Raw genomic sequence first — 14,847 nt, forward strand, 5'->3', positions numbered from 1 at the left:
CGTAGTATTGATCGTGCTCATGAAAATGAAATTGCTTATTTGTGCGTGTTTCCGGTAATTACACAACTCATGATGAAAAATGATCAAATTAACCGCCAGATATTGCGTGAACTAACGCGCGACGGGCGCATCAGCAACCTGGAACTGGCGGAACGGATCGGCCTGTCTCCCTCGGCTTGCTTGCGTCGTGTTCAAGAGCTTGAAAAGGCTGGGGTGATCACCGGTTATCGCGCCGTTCTGGACCCAGCCGCCATGGGTGTGGGCTTTGTTGCTTACATCGGTGTTGGCTTGGGTGAACACACAAAAGCCGCGCAGGAGGGGTTTGAACGCGCCTTGCAACAAGCCCCCGAGGTTGTCGAATGCCACAACATCACTGGCACTATCGAATACCTACTTCGGGTCGAATGCGCCGACCTGCCGTCCTACAAGACTTTTCATACCGAGGTGTTGGGAACACTGCCTCATGTTACGTCGATCACGTCGTATGTGGTTATGGGATCACCCAAGGATTTGAGGGCATAACCCTTGAAATTGTGAAGTTTCACTCTCTTGCAGGGTAAAAATTCACAGCCTAGTGTCATGGTAATGACGTTGCCAGGGGATAGGCCCAGCCAAAACGGCGCGCAAACAGGGAGATTACGATGAAACTCGTTCGAACAGTGGCGACCGCAGTAGCCATGTCGCTTGTTGCCGGGGCTGCTTTGACTGCCCCGCTGAAACTGCAACCTGCCAGCCCGCAACCTGCTCCGAAAGCGGGGCTGAATGTGAAATACTATGGTACTGGCAACCAACACAAAAAGATCCGCGATCTGAGCCAGGCCAAAAGCTTGCTGTCTCAGGCGAAGCCGGGAAAACCGTTGCGTGGGTTGGATTACAGGGACACCAGCAAGGGCGAGGACGTCATGACTTTCGACCAAGCCTACAATGTTGCCGCCGAGGTGACGGGGTATATGCGGTTCGACTCGCCTGGGGTTTACGAGTTGGAGACGTGGTCAAATGACGGGATCGAGGCTTGGGTTGGTGGCCAGCAGATTGGCCGTGTTACAAGCATTCAGGGCTGTGAAGCCAATCAACGCACCGAAGTAGAAGTGCCCAAAGCGGGCTGGTATCCATTGAAGATCGTCTATTTCCAAAAACTGGGAACATCGTGCCTGATGATGAAGTCAGGAAAGAAGGGTGAACGCTTCACATGGACACCGAACGAGGTTTTTGGTCGTTGAAATAACACAAAAAGGGCGCTCGATTGAGCGCCCTTTTTTGACTTAACTGCCTGCCGCAATCAGTTCGGCCTGCGCCACAATGACTTCCGCCTGCTTGATTGAGGCGATGTCGACCAAGCGCCCCTTATAGACAGTCGCGCCTTCGCCATTTGCCTTGGCCTGTTCCATCGCGGCAAGAATTTCGCGGGCCTCGGAAACGGCTTCGTCAGATGGGGTGAAGACCTGATTGGCCAATGCGATCTGCTTGGGATGGATCGCCCATTTCCCAACCATACCCAAAGTCGCTGAACGTTTAGCCTGCGCGATATAGCCTTCGTCATCGCTGAAATCGCCGAAAGGCCCATCCACCGGCAACACGCCATGGGTGCGGCAGGCGGCCACGATGGCAGCTTGCGCCCAGTGCCATGGATCAGACCAGTGTTTCTCGCCTTCACGCAGCATGTAGTAGTTTTCTTGCGTGCCGCCGATGCCGGTGGTCTGCATTCCCATCGAGGCTGCGAAATCGGCGGCCCCAAGGCTCATGGCCTGCAGGCGGGGGGATGAGGCTGCAATTTCTTCAACATGCGCGATACCAGCAGAAGACTCGATGATAACCTCGAAGCTGATTTGTTTGGTACGGCCCTTGGCACGCTCGATCGCTGTGACCAGCGCATCGACCGCATAGACATCCGCCGCACATCCGACTTTGGGGATCATGATCTGATCCAGACGGTCGCCTGCCTGCTCCAACACGTCGACAACGTCACGGTACCAGTAGGGCGTGTCCAGCCCGTTGATCCGGACGGACATGTATTTGGTACCCCAGTCGACTGTGTTCAGCGCCTCAATGACGTTGGCGCGTGCCGCATCCTTGTCCGAAGGCGCAACCGAGTCCTCTAGATCCAGGTTGATCACATCCGCAGCCGACGCTGCCATCTTAGGGAACAGTTTGGTGTTCGACCCGGGGCCAAACAGCTGACAACGGTTGGGGCGTGCCGGTGCGGCAGGTTGGATGCGAAAGCTCATCGAGACCTCGTGCGAGTAATGAAATTGCGATTTTCCTGCTCAATGAGGTATTAAATTGCGCGGCGTGGCGCAAGGGCGATTATGCATCTGCGGCAATGCGGCTGCAGAATGGAGGTATTGGATAACTGCGAAAAGGTGATTAAAGTTTAATCATTTTGAAAACTTCGAATATTTTTGCGCATCGAAGTAAACTTGTGCAAGAATATCGCGCCTTAGTCGTATCAAGCGGATCAAAACGCGAAACGCTCGTTTTGCCGTTTCTCTAGCTTAAGCCGGAATCAAAGGAGTGACCGCAATGATCGAGACACCGTACCTGCTGTTTTTGGGCGATGCGCCCGACCAATTGGCGGCCAAAGTGGCTGTGGGCATCAAGGACTGGCGTCCAGAAAACGCCGTCGGCCAGTATCGCATGGACGGCTGCAAGGCTGATCTGGGCCTGGCAGATATGACCTTGACCGAGGCGAAAGAAGCCGGCGCCAAGACGCTGGTTATTGGCGTGGCCAACCGTGGCGGCGTTATCAGCCAAGAATGGAAGAAGGTTCTGGTTATGGCGCTTGAGGAAGGATTTGACCTTGCCTCTGGCCTGCACAATCTGTTGCGCGACGAACCCGATCTGGTGGCCGTAGCCGAAGCAACTGGTCAAAAGCTGCACGACGTGCGTGTGCCCGAAATCGAATACCCGATTGCCAACGGGATCAAGCGTAAGGGTAAGCGTTGCCTGGCTGTGGGTACCGACTGTTCTGTCGGCAAGATGTACACGGCCATGGCGATCGATGCTGAAATGCGCAAGCGCGGTATGAAGTCGACATTCCGGGCGACCGGTCAGACTGGCATCCTGATCACCGGCGATGGTGTGCCGCTTGACGCGGTCATTGCGGACTTCATGGCGGGCTCAATCGAGTGGCTGACGCCCGACAATGATGAGGACCACTGGGACCTGATCGAAGGGCAGGGTTCTTTGTTCCACGTGTCCTATTCAGGTGTGACAATGGCGTTGATCCATGGTGGCCAGCCAGACGCCCTGATCCTGAGCCACGAACCGACCCGCGAACACATGCGCGGTCTGCCGACCTATCAGCAACCGTCACTGGAAACCCTGCGCGACACCGCGCTTGCACTGGCCAAAGTGGCGAACCCTGATTGTCAGGTTGTTGGCGTTTCGGTTAACACCCAGCATATGTCCGAAGAAGACGCGGTTGCCTATCTGGCCAAGATCGAAGCCGACATGGGCTTGCCTGCAACCGACCCGTTCCGTTTCGGGTCCGGCAAGCTGGTGGACGCGCTGGCGGCAATGTGAGCTGAACAACATGCCGGAGGCGGGGTCATCCGCCTCCGGTAAGAGCATTAGAAAAGAAATGAAGGAGCGGTTGCGTGCAGATAGAGGTCTCTCGCGATGTGTTTCGGCTGGCGCAGGTGTTTACCATTTCGCGCGGGTCGCGGACCGAAGCAAAAGTTCTGACGGTTCGCATATCAGATGGAACCCATCAGGGTTGGGGCGAATGTGTCCCCTATGCGCGCTACGACGAAACGCTCGAGTCTGTTGAGGCCGAGATTGCAGGGTTGCCTGCGGAATTTACCCGACAGTCGCTGATGGACTTGCTGCCCGCTGGCGCTGCGCGAAATGCCGTGGATTGCGCCTTGTGGGATTTGGAGTGCAAACGCGCCGGTAAACGGGTTTGGGAACTGGCAGGTCTGCCGGTTCCGGGGCCTGAGATTACCGCCTACACGTTGTCGCTGGATACGCCCGAAGCGATGCGGGCACAGGCTGCCGATAACGCGCATCGCCCGTTGCTGAAGATCAAACTGGGTACACCTGACGACATGCCCCGGCTTGAAGCCGTGCGTGCAGGGGCGCCTAAATCCAAGATCATCGTAGATGCGAACGAAGGCTGGTCGGCTGAGGTTTATGCCGACCTCGCCCCGCATCTGGTGCGTCTGGGAGTGGCACTGGTTGAACAGCCCCTGCCGGCCGGAGACGACGATGCGCTGATCGGAATGGATCGTCCGGTACCGGTCTGTGCAGACGAATCCTGCCATGACCGCAACAGCCTGCCTAAGCTGAAGGGCAAATATGATGTCATCAACATCAAGCTCGACAAAACCGGCGGTCTGACCGAGGCGCTGGAATTGCGCAAAGCCGCGATTGCCCAAGGCTATGACATCATGGTGGGTTGCATGGTCGGAAGCTCGCTTGCCATGGCTCCTGCGACACTGCTGGCGCAGGGTGCGATGGTGACAGACCTTGACGGCCCGCTTCTGTTGGCCGAAGACCGCGACACCCCGCTGATTTTTGACGACGCCGGAGTGCACCCTTCGGTGTCCGCGCTCTGGGGCTGAGGAGACAAACATGACCCGAACCGTTTACGTAAATGGCGAATACCTGCCCGAGACCGAAGCCAAGGTGTCGATCTTTGACCGTGGCTTTCTGTTTGCAGACGCGGTTTACGAAGTCACCAGCATTTTGGACGGCAAGCTGATCGATTTCGAAGGCCACGCGGTTCGCCTGAAGCGCTCGCTGGACGAGTTGGAGATGGCCGAGCCTTGCACCAAAGACGAATTGCTTGAGATACACCGCAAGCTGGTGGAATTAAATGGCATCGAAGAAGGCCTGGTGTATCTGCAGGTGTCGCGCGGCAGCGATGGCGACCGTGATTTTGTGTTCCCATCGGCAGATACCAAGCCCAGCCTCGTTCTGTTCACACAGAACAAGCCGGGTTTGGCTGACAGCCCCGCGTCGAAGAAAGGCGCCAAAATCATCTCGATCGACGACATTCGCTGGGGCCGTCGCGATATCAAAACCGTTCAGCTGCTCTATCCGTCGATGGGCAAGATGATGGCCAAGAAAGCGGGTTGTGATGATGCCTGGTTGATCGAAGACGGATACGTGACGGAAGGCACCAGCAACAACGCCTATTTCGTCAAGAGCGGCAAGATTGTCACCCGCCCGCTGTCGAACGACATCCTGCATGGGATAACACGTAAGGCTGTGCTGCGCATGGCCGCCGAAGCGCAAATGGAAATCGAAGAGCGTCTGTTCACCATCGATGAGGCCAAAGAAGCGGATGAGGCGTTCACAACCTCGGCCAGCGCCTTTGTCATGCCGGTGGTCGAGATTGACGGAGTCGTGCTAGGCGACGGCACACCGGGGCCGATTGCCAAACGTCTGCGCGAAATTTATCTGGATGAAAGTCGCAAGGCGGCGATCTAAAGAAAAGGCCCGCCGATTTGGCGGGCCTTGTTCATTTTGGACTTAGCCTTTTTTGGTTACATTCTCTTCAAACGCGACCTTGAAGGCTGCCTGTTTTTCGGGGCTGGCATCGGTCTGATAGTTGGCTTTCCATTCATCCATGGTCATGCCGTAAAACACTTCGCGGGCTTCATCCTTGCCCATCTCGATGCCTTTTTCATTGGCGGCTTCCTGATACCAGCGCGACAGGCAATTGCGGCAGAATCCGGCCAGATTCATCATGTCGATATTCTGAACGTCGGTGCGGTCTTCCATCAGGTGTTTTTGCAACCGACGAAACGCGGCGGCCTGAAGTTCGATTTCGGTTTGCTTGTCCATAAGGCTGCTCCGGGTGGTTTGGTGTGCTGTGCTTGACCTAACAATCCAGCAGACTTGTTACAATAAGCGGGCTGCCCCACCTACATCAGTTTCAAAGCCAACCATGGCACAATGCAAAAGATAAGGGTCAGGATCTTATAGTTGGCAAGATACCTGAAATACGCACGTTTCACGTCTGGGTGCTCCATCTGAAACAGCTTGCCGTGAATGCCCGCAATCCAATCCTGCAGCATCAGGACCATGACAGTGGTGAACAGAAGAACCGCGATATTGAGGGCGGCCATCCAGCCGAAGAACGTTGTCAGAAACTCATGTGTCACGACGATCCCCTTTCGTTCATTATATGGGGATCAGACTGTGCGCTCACAATAGCGTGAAGTGCGGATCGCAGGTGCACGACCTGCGTCTTCAAAGGTCGCTGGACTCCAGCGCGTCCTGCAAGACAACCGCCAACCGTTCGGCCCATTCTCGCTGCCCCTCGTGGTCGCCGATCAGGTCATTTCGCAGCTCGATCAAAGCGTTGGGGCGGCCAAAAGCGGTGCAGTGCTTGTCAATCGCATCTCCGGGCAGCACACCGGTATAGGGTTCATTGACGCCGACACACAGATCATCTTCGGCCTGAAGCCGCTCGATCAGGGGGCGTGAAAAACGTTCGTCTGGGGTGTGCAAGACGCCGATGTGCCAGGGACGTGGCTCACGCCCGCGCAGTTGGCGGGTGAAGGAGTGCATCGAGACAATCACCGCGTGGGGCAGGGCGGCCATCTGCGCCAGCGCATCATGATAAGGGCGATAGCACATGTTCAGGCGTCTTTCGCGCTCGGATGCATCCGCGTGGCGGTTGCCGGGGATGATCGAACCGTCATAGAGCTTCATCAACAGGGTCGGGTCGTCCTCGCCACGGTTGGGGTCAATGACAAGGCGCGAGAAATTGGCGGCAACCACTGGTGCATCCAAAACCTCACCCAGATGTTTGGAGACTTCGTATGCCCCGACATCATAAGCAATGTGGCGTTCCATATCTTCACGTGGCAAACCAAGGTCGCCGCCGTTTATTTCGGGGGGGACGGTATTGGTTGCGTGATCACATGTAATCAACCAGCGCGACGGGCGATCCGCGCCGTGAACAAAAAATGGGGTGTACGTCATGAGCCTGTCATCTAGTTTGTCGCAGGTGTAGGGCAGTTGCTTTGAAAAGGGAATTGGGCAATAAGCACTCAGCCAATGTTTGCGGTAACATTTTGCTGCACCCTAATCTGCAAGTAAGACGACGTAAGGAGATCAAGACCAATGCGACGCCTGAGAAATGTAAAAATCGTGGCGACGCTGGGACCGGCGTCTAGTGACTACGATACTATTCGCGCCTTGCATGAGGCCGGGGCCGATGTGTTTCGACTGAACATGAGTCACGGCAGCCATGATGAGATCCGCGAGCGGCACAAGATTATTCGGCAGGTCGAAAAGGATCTGGACAGCCCGATTGCCATTCTGGCTGACCTTCAGGGGCCAAAGCTGCGCGTTGGCGTCTTTGCAAACGAGGCGGAAGAGTTGGAGGAAGGCGCGGCCTTCCGCCTTGATCTTGATCCCGCCGCCGGAGACAAAAACAGAGTATGCCTGCCGCACCCCGAGATTTTTGCGGCGCTTGAGCCGGGTGCGCGCCTGTTGGTGAATGATGGCAAGATCCGCCTGACGGTTCAGGACTGCGGTCAGGATTTCGCCAACTGCACGGTCGAAGTTGGCGGCACCATCTCAAACCGAAAGGGCGTGAATGTCCCGGATGTTGTGCTGCCGCTGGCAGCGTTGTCGGCCAAGGACCGGGACGATCTGGAGTTTGTCTGTCAGCTGGGTGTCGACTGGCTGGCGCTGAGCTTCGTACAGCGTGCCAAGGATGTGTTCGAGGCCCGGTCTCTGGCTGACGGTCGTGCTGCGATCCTGTCAAAGATTGAAAAGCCCGCTGCGGTTGAGGCGTTTGACGATATTCTCGATGCGTCAGATGGGATCATGGTGGCGCGGGGTGATCTCGGCGTGGAGCTGCCGGTCTCTGCTGTGCCGCCGATCCAGAAACGGCTGGTCCGCAGGTGCCGTGGCGCGGCCAAACCGGTGATCGTGGCGACCCAGATGTTGGAAAGCATGATCGAAAGCCCGATGCCAACCCGCGCCGAGGTATCGGATGTGGCGACGGCGATCTATGAAGGCACGGACGCCATCATGCTTAGCGCGGAATCGGCGGCGGGGGCCTATCCGGTCGAAGCCGTGCAAACCATGAACAAGGTCGCTATCGAGGTCGAGGCAGACCCGACTTACACCCAGATTATCGCGGCATCCCGGACGGCCAAGGGCAGCACCGTGGCCGATGGTATCGTCGCTGCCGCGCGCGAGATTGCGGAAAAGACCGACATCAAGGCCATCTGCTGTTTCACCCAAAGCGGCACAACAGCCTCGCTGACGGCGCGTGAACGTCCGGGCGTGCCGATCATCGCCATGACCTCGCAACGGGGAACCGCCCGGCGGTTGTGTCTGAGCTGGGGCTGCAACTGTGTGATGACACCTGAACTGCAACGGTTTAAGGGCGCTGTGGTGAACGCAGCCCGCGCTGCGCGGGCCGGTGGATTTGCATCCGAGGCAGATCAGATTGTGGTCACGGCGGGTGTGCCGTTTAATGTTCCCGGCACCACCAATATTCTACGAGTCGCCCCCTGTGACGAACGCCTGATTTACAGCACCGATCCCGAGTAGTTCGGGCCCAAGTCGACATCAGAACTAAGGAAACGGCTGCTGTTTAAGCTGCCGTTTTCCTGTTTTGCGACGGGTGAAAAACTTGATTTATAAGCGAAATTTGACCGTTATGGGCGAATTTGGCACAATGGTCTTCATTCGTGGGTAGAATTTCCTGATAAATGACCTAGGGGCAGTCTCAGCCAAAGTTCCAAGTTCCGGCTGCCCTGCCGGGGGCACGGGCCCCGGACCAAACAACAAAAAAGGAGGAACAAGATGACAACAAAGATTGTCATAGGACTCGACGGGACAGAGACCGGTGAGCGCGCGATGGCCTTTGCCACGGACCTGGCAAAGCTGATCGGATCATGTGAATTGCTGGTCGCATATGTGATTGAATGGTCCCCTTATACATTCCAGACACCGGAAGAAAACGCACAGCGCCACAAGCGGCGTGAGGAAGAGGTCGAGTTGGCGACGTCACGTATTGTGACGCCCGCCGTTGACGCCCTCAAGGCAGCTGGTTTCGCGGCGCAGGGCGTTGTGCGCCATGGCGATGTGGCGGAAACGTTGAACGCCATCACCGTTGAAAACGAAGCCTCTCAGATTGTTGTGGGCCGGGCTTCAGCGGACGGCATCAAGAAACGTATCTTCGGCAGTTCAACACAGAACCTTGTGATGCATGCCGATGTTCCGGTTACAGTTGTAAATTGAGGTGGGCAGAAGAATGAAAACGCTACAACACCTGTACCTTGCGGCGCTTGCCGCCTTCATGGCCACTGCAGCTTCGGCGCAAGAGGCGCCGGGCCTGGATGATAAGATCAATCAAGCCTTTGCTGATGCAACCGGACCCTTTGTCAGCTTTATTTTTGCACCCTTCCCGGGAACCGGTTTTCCGTGGATCGTCGGCTGGCTGGTGATCGCGGCCACTGTCTTTACGCTTTATTTTGCGTTTGTGCAGTTCCGCTTCTTTGGACACTCGATCAGCCTTGTCAAAGGCGACTATTCCGATCCAAATGACGCCGGTGAGGTTAGCCACTTTCAAGCTCTGGCCACGGCGCTGTCCGGAACGGTTGGCCTTGGTAATATTGCCGGTGTGGCGGTTGCCATCGGAATCGGCGGGCCGGGAGCGACGTTCTGGATGATTGTCGCGGGCCTGTTGGGCATGGCGTCGAAATTCACCGAATGTACGCTGGGCGTGAAATACCGCAACGAATACGAGGACGGCACCGTCTCGGGCGGTCCGATGTACTATATGTCCAAGGGCTTTGCTGAACTTGGGTTGCCCGGTGGTAAAATCCTCGCGGTTCTGTTCTCGATCTTCTGTATTCTTGGCGCGCTGGGCGGGGGCAATATGTTCCAGGCCAATCAGGCACATCAACAGATTGCAGGAATCGTGGGGGATTACCCCGGTTGGATCACGGGTCTGGTCTTTGCGGCCATCGTCTTTGCAGTAATCGTAGGTGGTCTGAAGTCGATCGCGCGTGTGACTGAGAAGGTCGTACCGTTCATGGGCGTGATGTATGTGCTGGCAGCGCTGGTCATCATCATCATGCACGCTGATCAGATCGGCTGGGCCTTTGGCCAGATCTTTGCGGGCGCTTTCACCGGCCTTGGCGTTGCGGGCGGTATGGTTGGTGCGCTGATCCAGGGCTTCCGCCGTGCTGCGTTTTCGAACGAAGCGGGTGTGGGCTCGGCTGCCATCGCCCACTCGGCTGTTCGGACCAAGGAACCGATCACCGAAGGGTTCGTTTCACTGCTGGAACCGTTCATCGACACGGTTGTGATCTGTACCATGACGGCGCTGGTGATCATCATCACGCAGCAGCTCATCGTTGACCCGGCGACGGGCAACTACATGCTGAACGAGGCGGGTAACGCCATTGCCACCGTTGATGGCAACTCCGGCGTCAGCCTGACCTCCGCCGCCTTCGGTAGCGCGTTCAGCTGGTTCCCCTTCATCCTGGCGATTGCCGTGGTTCTGTTTGCCTTCTCGACCATGATCAGCTGGTCCTACTACGGCCTCAAAGCCTGGACTTACCTGTTCGGCGAAGGTCACACCAAAGAGCTGGTGTTCAAGATCATCTTCTGCATCTTCGTTGTCATCGGTGCGGCGGCCAATCTGGGCCCGGTCATCGACTTCTCGGATGCGGCGATCTTTGCGATGGCTGTGGTGAACGTCTTTGCGCTTTACTTCCTGATGAAAGTCGTGCGTCAGGAACTGGCGTCTTATGCTGAGCGGTTGAAAAGCGGAGAAATCCGCAAGTTCGAGCATTGATCCAATCCACCGGGGCGGCCAATGTCGCCCCGGTGCCAGACCAGCCGCGCACAAAGCGCAGATTCTGGTCGAATCCCCCTTGCCAGTATGACGGAACTTGCGTAAATGGCGCGTCTGATCGCGTGACCGGCCGAGATGGCATGCCGAGTCGCGTTTGAAACCGAACCCGAAAAAGGAGACGGAAATGCCTAAGATGAAGACCAAATCGAGCGCTAAAAAGCGCTTCAAGGTGACTGCGACCGGTAAGGTCATGGCAGGCCAGGCCGGTAAGCGGCACGGCATGATCAAGCGGACCAAGAAATTCATCCGCGACGCCCGTGGCACCACCACACTGTCCGCCCCCGACGCCAAGATCGTCAAGGGCTACATGCCCTACGACCGCTAAGAGGAGATTAAGAGATGTCCCGCGTTAAAGGTGGAACCGTAACTCACGCCCGTCACAAGAAGGTCATCAAGGCTGCCAAAGGTTACTATGGCCGCCGCAAGAGCACCTTCAAGGTTGCCCGTCAGGCCGTCGACAAGGCCAACCAGTACGCAACCCGCGACCGTAAGAACCGCAAGCGCAACTTCCGCGCGCTGTGGATCCAGCGTATCAACGCTGCTGTCCGTTCGCATGACGAAGCACTGACATATTCCCGCTTCATCAACGGCCTGAACCTGGCCGGTATCGAAGTGGACCGCAAAGTTCTGGCCGACCTGGCCGTGCACGAACCGGAAGCGTTCGGCGCGATCGTCGCCAAAGCTCAGGCCGCTCTGACCGCCTGATCCTCTGAAAAGAGACAGTGAAAGAAAAGCCGTCCCGGTTGGGGCGGCTTTTTTGCATCATGGGTCGAAAAGCTCCAAGCGCGCATTCGGTACGGTATGTTTCAATTTTCATTGGCGCCGACGCAAACCAGAGCCGAAACAGGCTTGGCAGGTCATGTTTTTCCACTAACGATTGCTTAGTCATTTCGTGGGAGGCGACTATGGGAGTAGACCAAAGGGTAAGAACTTGGGCGAACGCTTACAATCGGGACGGTTATGTAGGTGGTGTTCCGATCCTGACTGAATCCGAAGCGCAAGAACACCGGGCCGCAATGGAATGGGCCGAAAACCAACTAGGTGCGTCCATGCATTATAAGTCCAAAGCGCACACAATTCTAACTTCGCCGTACAAGCTTGCTACGCACTCCCTGATGCTCGATCTCATCGAAGCGCTGATCGGGCCCGACATTCTGTTGTACAATGTTACCTACATCATCAAAGAACCTGGCTCGACCTCGCATGTCAGTTGGCATCAGGATCTGACGTATTGGGGCCTGAGTCATGACGACCAGGTATCCGCTTGGCTCGCCTTGTCGCCAGCGGACGAGGAAAGCGGTTGCATGCGAATGCTCCCGGGAAGTCACGCGAATGGTGTGATGAGCCATGAAACAACGGAAGATGACGATAACGTTCTTTTGCAGGGGCAGACTGTTCTTGGAGTTGATGAGAGCAAGGCTAAGCTTTGTCCGCTGCGTCCGGGCGAGGCGAGTTTTCACCATGGTTGGACGCTTCATGCCTCGATGCCGAACAAAAGTAAGGATCGCCGAATTGGGCTGAATATTCAGTATCTTGCGGCGCATGTACGTCAGACCAAACATGATCTCGATACGGCAATGCTGGTGCGCGGAGAAGACAATTTCGGCCATTTTGGAATCGACACTCCCGCTGAAAGCGATCTTGATCCTGTGGCGGTGCAGAGGCAAATCGAGCTGGAACAGCGTCATGTTGAAATAGCAGGAACAGCCTGAGGCATTGACGAACCGCTTTGGGCAAAATGCAAAGCAGAGAGTGGCCCAAACGCTGGCCGCTCTGACTGCCTGATCCTCTTTCGAGAGATTGCGAGTTCAAGGCCGTCCCGATTGGAGCGGCCTTTTTTGAACGTAGAGAATGTCGGCTTTGAGCCCAAACTTAGCTCCAGTCGCAGTGGCAAAGAACCAGTCACTGTTGCTTAGGTATTAGCTTAATGGTCGAGCTGGTCACATAGAAGCAAAGTAGTGGTCGGTGTTACGGTTCTTGTGACAACACCTGACCTCGGCTTGTAAACGAGATCCCTTGAGTGCCGCTTCCACCGACCATGATTGCTTCTACGATAGGGGGTGACACCGGAACTTCTGCCGACCATGTGACTACGAAATTCGCGCCGATGCCGTCTCCGACGCTACCAATAGGTACAAGCGCATTCATTGACCCAAATGGCATCAGCTGAACGGGCTCATTTATGAGGGTTTCCAGAAGCTGCCCCGCTCTGTCGTAATATTCGACGCGCTCAACTTTGATCTCTGATTGAAGACTAATGTTGTGCACAACGAGGGTAGACGCGAGCGGTTCGCTGCGCCCTTCCTGCGTGAAAACTCGCGAGTAGGAGGGAACATAGATGACTTGAGATGTTACACTCTCCGAAACTTGTGCGAATGAAGGGCTTGGTACAGTCGTCAACGAAACCAAAGCCATTGAGAGTGACCAGAAATATCTGCGGGAGAAAAACTTCATTTAGGAGAATGCTCCGTTTGTTCAGTCGTGAATATGAGCATACGGATGACAAGATTCGGCGCAAGAAAATGACCGCTTTGTCCGCACTTCGACCATTCACAAAAAAACCGACACTCGATGTGCCGGTTTTTCTTTTTTTAATATTTGGTCAGCTTACCCGAAAACACGCCCCAACGCGCCGTCAACGGCGTCAGTGATCTGGTCGATGTCATCCGCCGTTGCGATCAGTGCGGGCGAGAAGCACAGCGTGTTGTTACGGCTGGGGATCGAGCGGTTGGTGGCACCGATGATCACGCCTTGCGCCATACAATCGGCGACAACGGCCTGAACCCGCTTTTCATCCATCGGGTCTTTGGTCGTACGGTCGGTGACCAGTTCGGCCCCCAGGAACAGGCCCTTGCCGCGCACGTCGCCGATAACCTTGTGCTTTTCCATCAGCGCTTGCAGGTTGTCGAACATGCGGTTGCCCATGTCGGCGCAGTTGCCCAACAGGTTCTCGTCTTCGATGATGCGCATATTCTCAATCGCCGCTGCCGGACCGGCGGTGCAACCGCCAAAGGTCGAGATATCGCGGAAATAGCCCATCGGGTCCGACGCGTCGTCTTTGAACATGTCAAAGACTTCCTCGGTCGTGACCATCACAGCAATAGCGGCATAGCCCGATGCAACGCCCTTGGCCATGGTTACGAAGTCGGGCTTGATGCCATACTGCTGGTACCCGAACCATGTCCCAGTCCGGCCTACGCCGCAAACAACTTCGTCGATATGCAGCAGCACGTCGTACTTTTTGCAGATCTCCTGCACGCGCTGCCAATACCCTTCAGGCGCTTCGATCACACCACCACCGGCGGTGACGGGCTCAAGGCACAGGGCGCCAACGGTGTCAGGGCCTTCGCGCAGGATGACTTCTTCGATCTGGTCTGCTGCCCATTCGCCGAAGTTTTCGACGGGTGCACCGTCGAGTTCATGCTTGCGATATTCCATGCAGTGCGGAACGCGTACAAAATCAGGTGCGAAGGGACCGTATTGCGCGGTACGCTCGTCCTGACCACCCGCCGACATGGTCGCCAGCGTCGAGCCGTGATAGTCGCGGTCGCGATACAGGATCTTGGTTTTCTTGCCGCCGTATTTCTTGTGCGCGATCTGGCGCACCATCTTGAACGCCTTCTCGTTCGCTTCGGATCCCGAGTTGGTGTAGTAGACGCGGCTCATGCCGGGCATCTTTTCGATCAGCTTTTCCGCAAAGATGGAGCCGGGGATCGAACCTGCGGTATTGGCGAAATAGCACAGTTTCATCAACTGGTCATAGACCGCCTTACAGATTGATTCGCGGCCATAGCCGACGTTCACTGTCCAGACGCCACCCGAAACAGCATCCAGGTGTTCCTTGCCCTTCTGATCCCAGACGCGCATACCTTTGCCTTCGACAATGATACGCGGGTCATTGGTTTCAAAGGGTTTATGCTGCAGCAGGTGGTGCCAGATATGGGCGCGGTCGGCTTCGACCACGCGGGAAAGATCGTTTTCGTTGAACGTGCCGTCCATGACAAGTC

Annotated in this window: 17 protein-coding genes; 11 read left to right on the top strand and 6 right to left on the bottom strand. The window is 56.2% G+C overall.

The window, feature by feature from the left end:
• Positions 1 to 69 precede the first annotated feature (69 nt).
• Both GS630_RS19560 and GS630_RS19565 read left to right on the top strand, forming a co-directional pair.
• Complete coding sequence (locus GS630_RS19560) at positions 70 to 522, top strand: Lrp/AsnC family transcriptional regulator (protein ID WP_171180938.1); 453 nt, start codon at positions 70 to 72, stop codon at positions 520 to 522.
• A 119-nt stretch (positions 523 to 641) separates the two neighbouring features.
• Positions 642 to 1,220: a PA14 domain-containing protein gene (locus GS630_RS19565; RefSeq protein WP_171180936.1), complete on the top strand. Its 579-nt coding sequence runs from the start codon at positions 642 to 644 to the stop codon at positions 1,218 to 1,220.
• Between the two features lie 42 nt (positions 1,221 to 1,262).
• On the opposite strand, the gene GS630_RS19570 is transcribed toward GS630_RS19565, so the two are convergent.
• The gene (locus GS630_RS19570; RefSeq protein WP_171180934.1) at positions 1,263 to 2,225 is read right to left on the bottom strand and encodes an L-malyl-CoA/beta-methylmalyl-CoA lyase; all 963 of its coding nucleotides are present in this window, start codon (positions 2,223 to 2,225) and stop codon (positions 1,263 to 1,265) included.
• A 295-nt stretch (positions 2,226 to 2,520) separates the two neighbouring features.
• Between GS630_RS19570 and dgcN the strand changes: the two genes are divergently transcribed.
• The 3 genes from dgcN (at position 2,521) to GS630_RS19585 (ending at position 5,433) form a co-directional block, all read left to right on the top strand.
• On the top strand, positions 2,521 to 3,522 hold the full coding sequence (gene dgcN / locus GS630_RS19575; protein ID WP_171236214.1) for an N-acetyltransferase DgcN: 1,002 nt from the start codon (positions 2,521 to 2,523) through the stop codon (positions 3,520 to 3,522).
• A gap of 74 nt (positions 3,523 to 3,596) precedes the next feature.
• Complete coding sequence (gene dgcA, locus GS630_RS19580) at positions 3,597 to 4,562, top strand: N-acetyl-D-Glu racemase DgcA (protein WP_171236213.1); 966 nt, start codon at positions 3,597 to 3,599, stop codon at positions 4,560 to 4,562.
• Positions 4,563 to 4,572: 10 nt separating this feature from the next.
• Positions 4,573 to 5,433 (top strand): D-amino-acid transaminase, encoded by an 861-nt coding sequence (locus GS630_RS19585; RefSeq protein ID WP_171236212.1) that lies wholly within the window; start codon positions 4,573 to 4,575, stop codon positions 5,431 to 5,433.
• 42 nt (positions 5,434 to 5,475) lie between these two features.
• On the opposite strand, the gene GS630_RS19590 is transcribed toward GS630_RS19585, so the two are convergent.
• The 3 genes from GS630_RS19590 to GS630_RS19600 all read right to left on the bottom strand — a co-directional run bounded on the left by GS630_RS19590 (position 5,476) and on the right by GS630_RS19600 (position 6,936).
• Positions 5,476 to 5,790: a DUF1244 domain-containing protein gene (locus GS630_RS19590; RefSeq protein WP_170469595.1), complete on the bottom strand. Its 315-nt coding sequence runs from the start codon at positions 5,788 to 5,790 to the stop codon at positions 5,476 to 5,478.
• Between the two features lie 80 nt (positions 5,791 to 5,870).
• Complete coding sequence (locus GS630_RS19595) at positions 5,871 to 6,110, bottom strand: DUF6868 family protein (protein ID WP_171180927.1); 240 nt, start codon at positions 6,108 to 6,110, stop codon at positions 5,871 to 5,873.
• Positions 6,111 to 6,198: 88 nt separating this feature from the next.
• Complete coding sequence (locus tag GS630_RS19600) at positions 6,199 to 6,936, bottom strand: N-formylglutamate amidohydrolase (protein ID WP_171621332.1); 738 nt, start codon at positions 6,934 to 6,936, stop codon at positions 6,199 to 6,201.
• Between the two features lie 141 nt (positions 6,937 to 7,077).
• Here GS630_RS19600 and pyk point away from each other — a divergent pair, with 141 nt between their 5' ends.
• The 6 genes from pyk to GS630_RS19630 all read left to right on the top strand — a co-directional run bounded on the left by pyk (position 7,078) and on the right by GS630_RS19630 (position 12,552).
• On the top strand, positions 7,078 to 8,523 hold the full coding sequence (pyk, locus tag GS630_RS19605) for a pyruvate kinase (protein ID WP_171621333.1): 1,446 nt from the start codon (positions 7,078 to 7,080) through the stop codon (positions 8,521 to 8,523).
• 255 nt (positions 8,524 to 8,778) lie between these two features.
• Positions 8,779 to 9,216, top strand: coding sequence for a universal stress protein (locus tag GS630_RS19610; protein WP_171621334.1), 438 nt, complete (start codon positions 8,779 to 8,781; stop codon positions 9,214 to 9,216).
• 13 nt (positions 9,217 to 9,229) lie between these two features.
• Complete coding sequence (locus GS630_RS19615; RefSeq protein ID WP_171180919.1) at positions 9,230 to 10,780, top strand: sodium:alanine symporter family protein; 1,551 nt, start codon at positions 9,230 to 9,232, stop codon at positions 10,778 to 10,780.
• A gap of 184 nt (positions 10,781 to 10,964) precedes the next feature.
• The gene (rpmI, locus tag GS630_RS19620) at positions 10,965 to 11,165 is read left to right on the top strand and encodes a 50S ribosomal protein L35 (protein ID WP_005981143.1); all 201 of its coding nucleotides are present in this window, start codon (positions 10,965 to 10,967) and stop codon (positions 11,163 to 11,165) included.
• A gap of 14 nt (positions 11,166 to 11,179) precedes the next feature.
• Entirely contained in the window at positions 11,180 to 11,545 is a 366-nt protein-coding gene (gene rplT / locus GS630_RS19625; RefSeq protein WP_152457001.1) for a 50S ribosomal protein L20, read from the top strand.
• 200 nt (positions 11,546 to 11,745) lie between these two features.
• Positions 11,746 to 12,552, top strand: a complete 807-nt coding sequence (locus tag GS630_RS19630) for a phytanoyl-CoA dioxygenase family protein (protein WP_171712205.1) — start codon at positions 11,746 to 11,748, stop codon at positions 12,550 to 12,552.
• A gap of 256 nt (positions 12,553 to 12,808) precedes the next feature.
• On the opposite strand, the gene GS630_RS19635 is transcribed toward GS630_RS19630, so the two are convergent.
• Complete coding sequence (locus GS630_RS19635) at positions 12,809 to 13,294, bottom strand: DUF3124 domain-containing protein (RefSeq protein WP_171180915.1); 486 nt, start codon at positions 13,292 to 13,294, stop codon at positions 12,809 to 12,811.
• Positions 13,295 to 13,447: 153 nt separating this feature from the next.
• Entirely contained in the window at positions 13,448 to 14,839 is a 1,392-nt protein-coding gene (locus GS630_RS19640) for an aspartate aminotransferase family protein (RefSeq protein WP_171621376.1), read from the bottom strand.
• Positions 14,840 to 14,847 lie beyond the last annotated feature (8 nt).

The sequence above is a fragment of the Ruegeria sp. HKCCD7303 genome, assembly GCF_013111185.1.
GTDB lineage: Bacteria > Pseudomonadota > Alphaproteobacteria > Rhodobacterales > Rhodobacteraceae > Ruegeria.

Excerpts from the sequence above, each read along its gene's own strand:
- GS630_RS19560 (WP_171180938.1), top strand. The coding sequence starts at position 70 with ATGATGAAAAATGATCAAATTAACCGCCAGATATTGCGTGAACTAACG.
- GS630_RS19565 (WP_171180936.1), top strand. The coding sequence starts at position 642 with ATGAAACTCGTTCGAACAGTGGCGACCGCAGTAGCCATGTCGCTTGTT.
- GS630_RS19570 (WP_171180934.1), bottom strand. The coding sequence starts at position 2,225 with ATGAGCTTTCGCATCCAACCTGCCGCACCGGCACGCCCCAACCGTTGT.
- dgcN (WP_171236214.1), top strand. The coding sequence starts at position 2,521 with ATGATCGAGACACCGTACCTGCTGTTTTTGGGCGATGCGCCCGACCAA.
- GS630_RS19585 (WP_171236212.1), top strand. The coding sequence starts at position 4,573 with ATGACCCGAACCGTTTACGTAAATGGCGAATACCTGCCCGAGACCGAA.
- GS630_RS19590 (WP_170469595.1), bottom strand. The coding sequence starts at position 5,790 with ATGGACAAGCAAACCGAAATCGAACTTCAGGCCGCCGCGTTTCGTCGG.
- GS630_RS19600 (WP_171621332.1), bottom strand. The coding sequence starts at position 6,936 with ATGACGTACACCCCATTTTTTGTTCACGGCGCGGATCGCCCGTCGCGC.
- pyk (WP_171621333.1), top strand. The coding sequence starts at position 7,078 with ATGCGACGCCTGAGAAATGTAAAAATCGTGGCGACGCTGGGACCGGCG.
- GS630_RS19610 (WP_171621334.1), top strand. The coding sequence starts at position 8,779 with ATGACAACAAAGATTGTCATAGGACTCGACGGGACAGAGACCGGTGAG.
- GS630_RS19615 (WP_171180919.1), top strand. The coding sequence starts at position 9,230 with ATGAAAACGCTACAACACCTGTACCTTGCGGCGCTTGCCGCCTTCATG.
- rpmI (WP_005981143.1), top strand. The coding sequence starts at position 10,965 with ATGCCTAAGATGAAGACCAAATCGAGCGCTAAAAAGCGCTTCAAGGTG.
- rplT (WP_152457001.1), top strand. The coding sequence starts at position 11,180 with ATGTCCCGCGTTAAAGGTGGAACCGTAACTCACGCCCGTCACAAGAAG.
- GS630_RS19630 (WP_171712205.1), top strand. The coding sequence starts at position 11,746 with ATGGGAGTAGACCAAAGGGTAAGAACTTGGGCGAACGCTTACAATCGG.
- GS630_RS19635 (WP_171180915.1), bottom strand. The coding sequence starts at position 13,294 with ATGAAGTTTTTCTCCCGCAGATATTTCTGGTCACTCTCAATGGCTTTG.
- GS630_RS19640 (WP_171621376.1), bottom strand. The coding sequence starts at position 14,839 with ATGGACGGCACGTTCAACGAAAACGATCTTTCCCGCGTGGTCGAAGCC.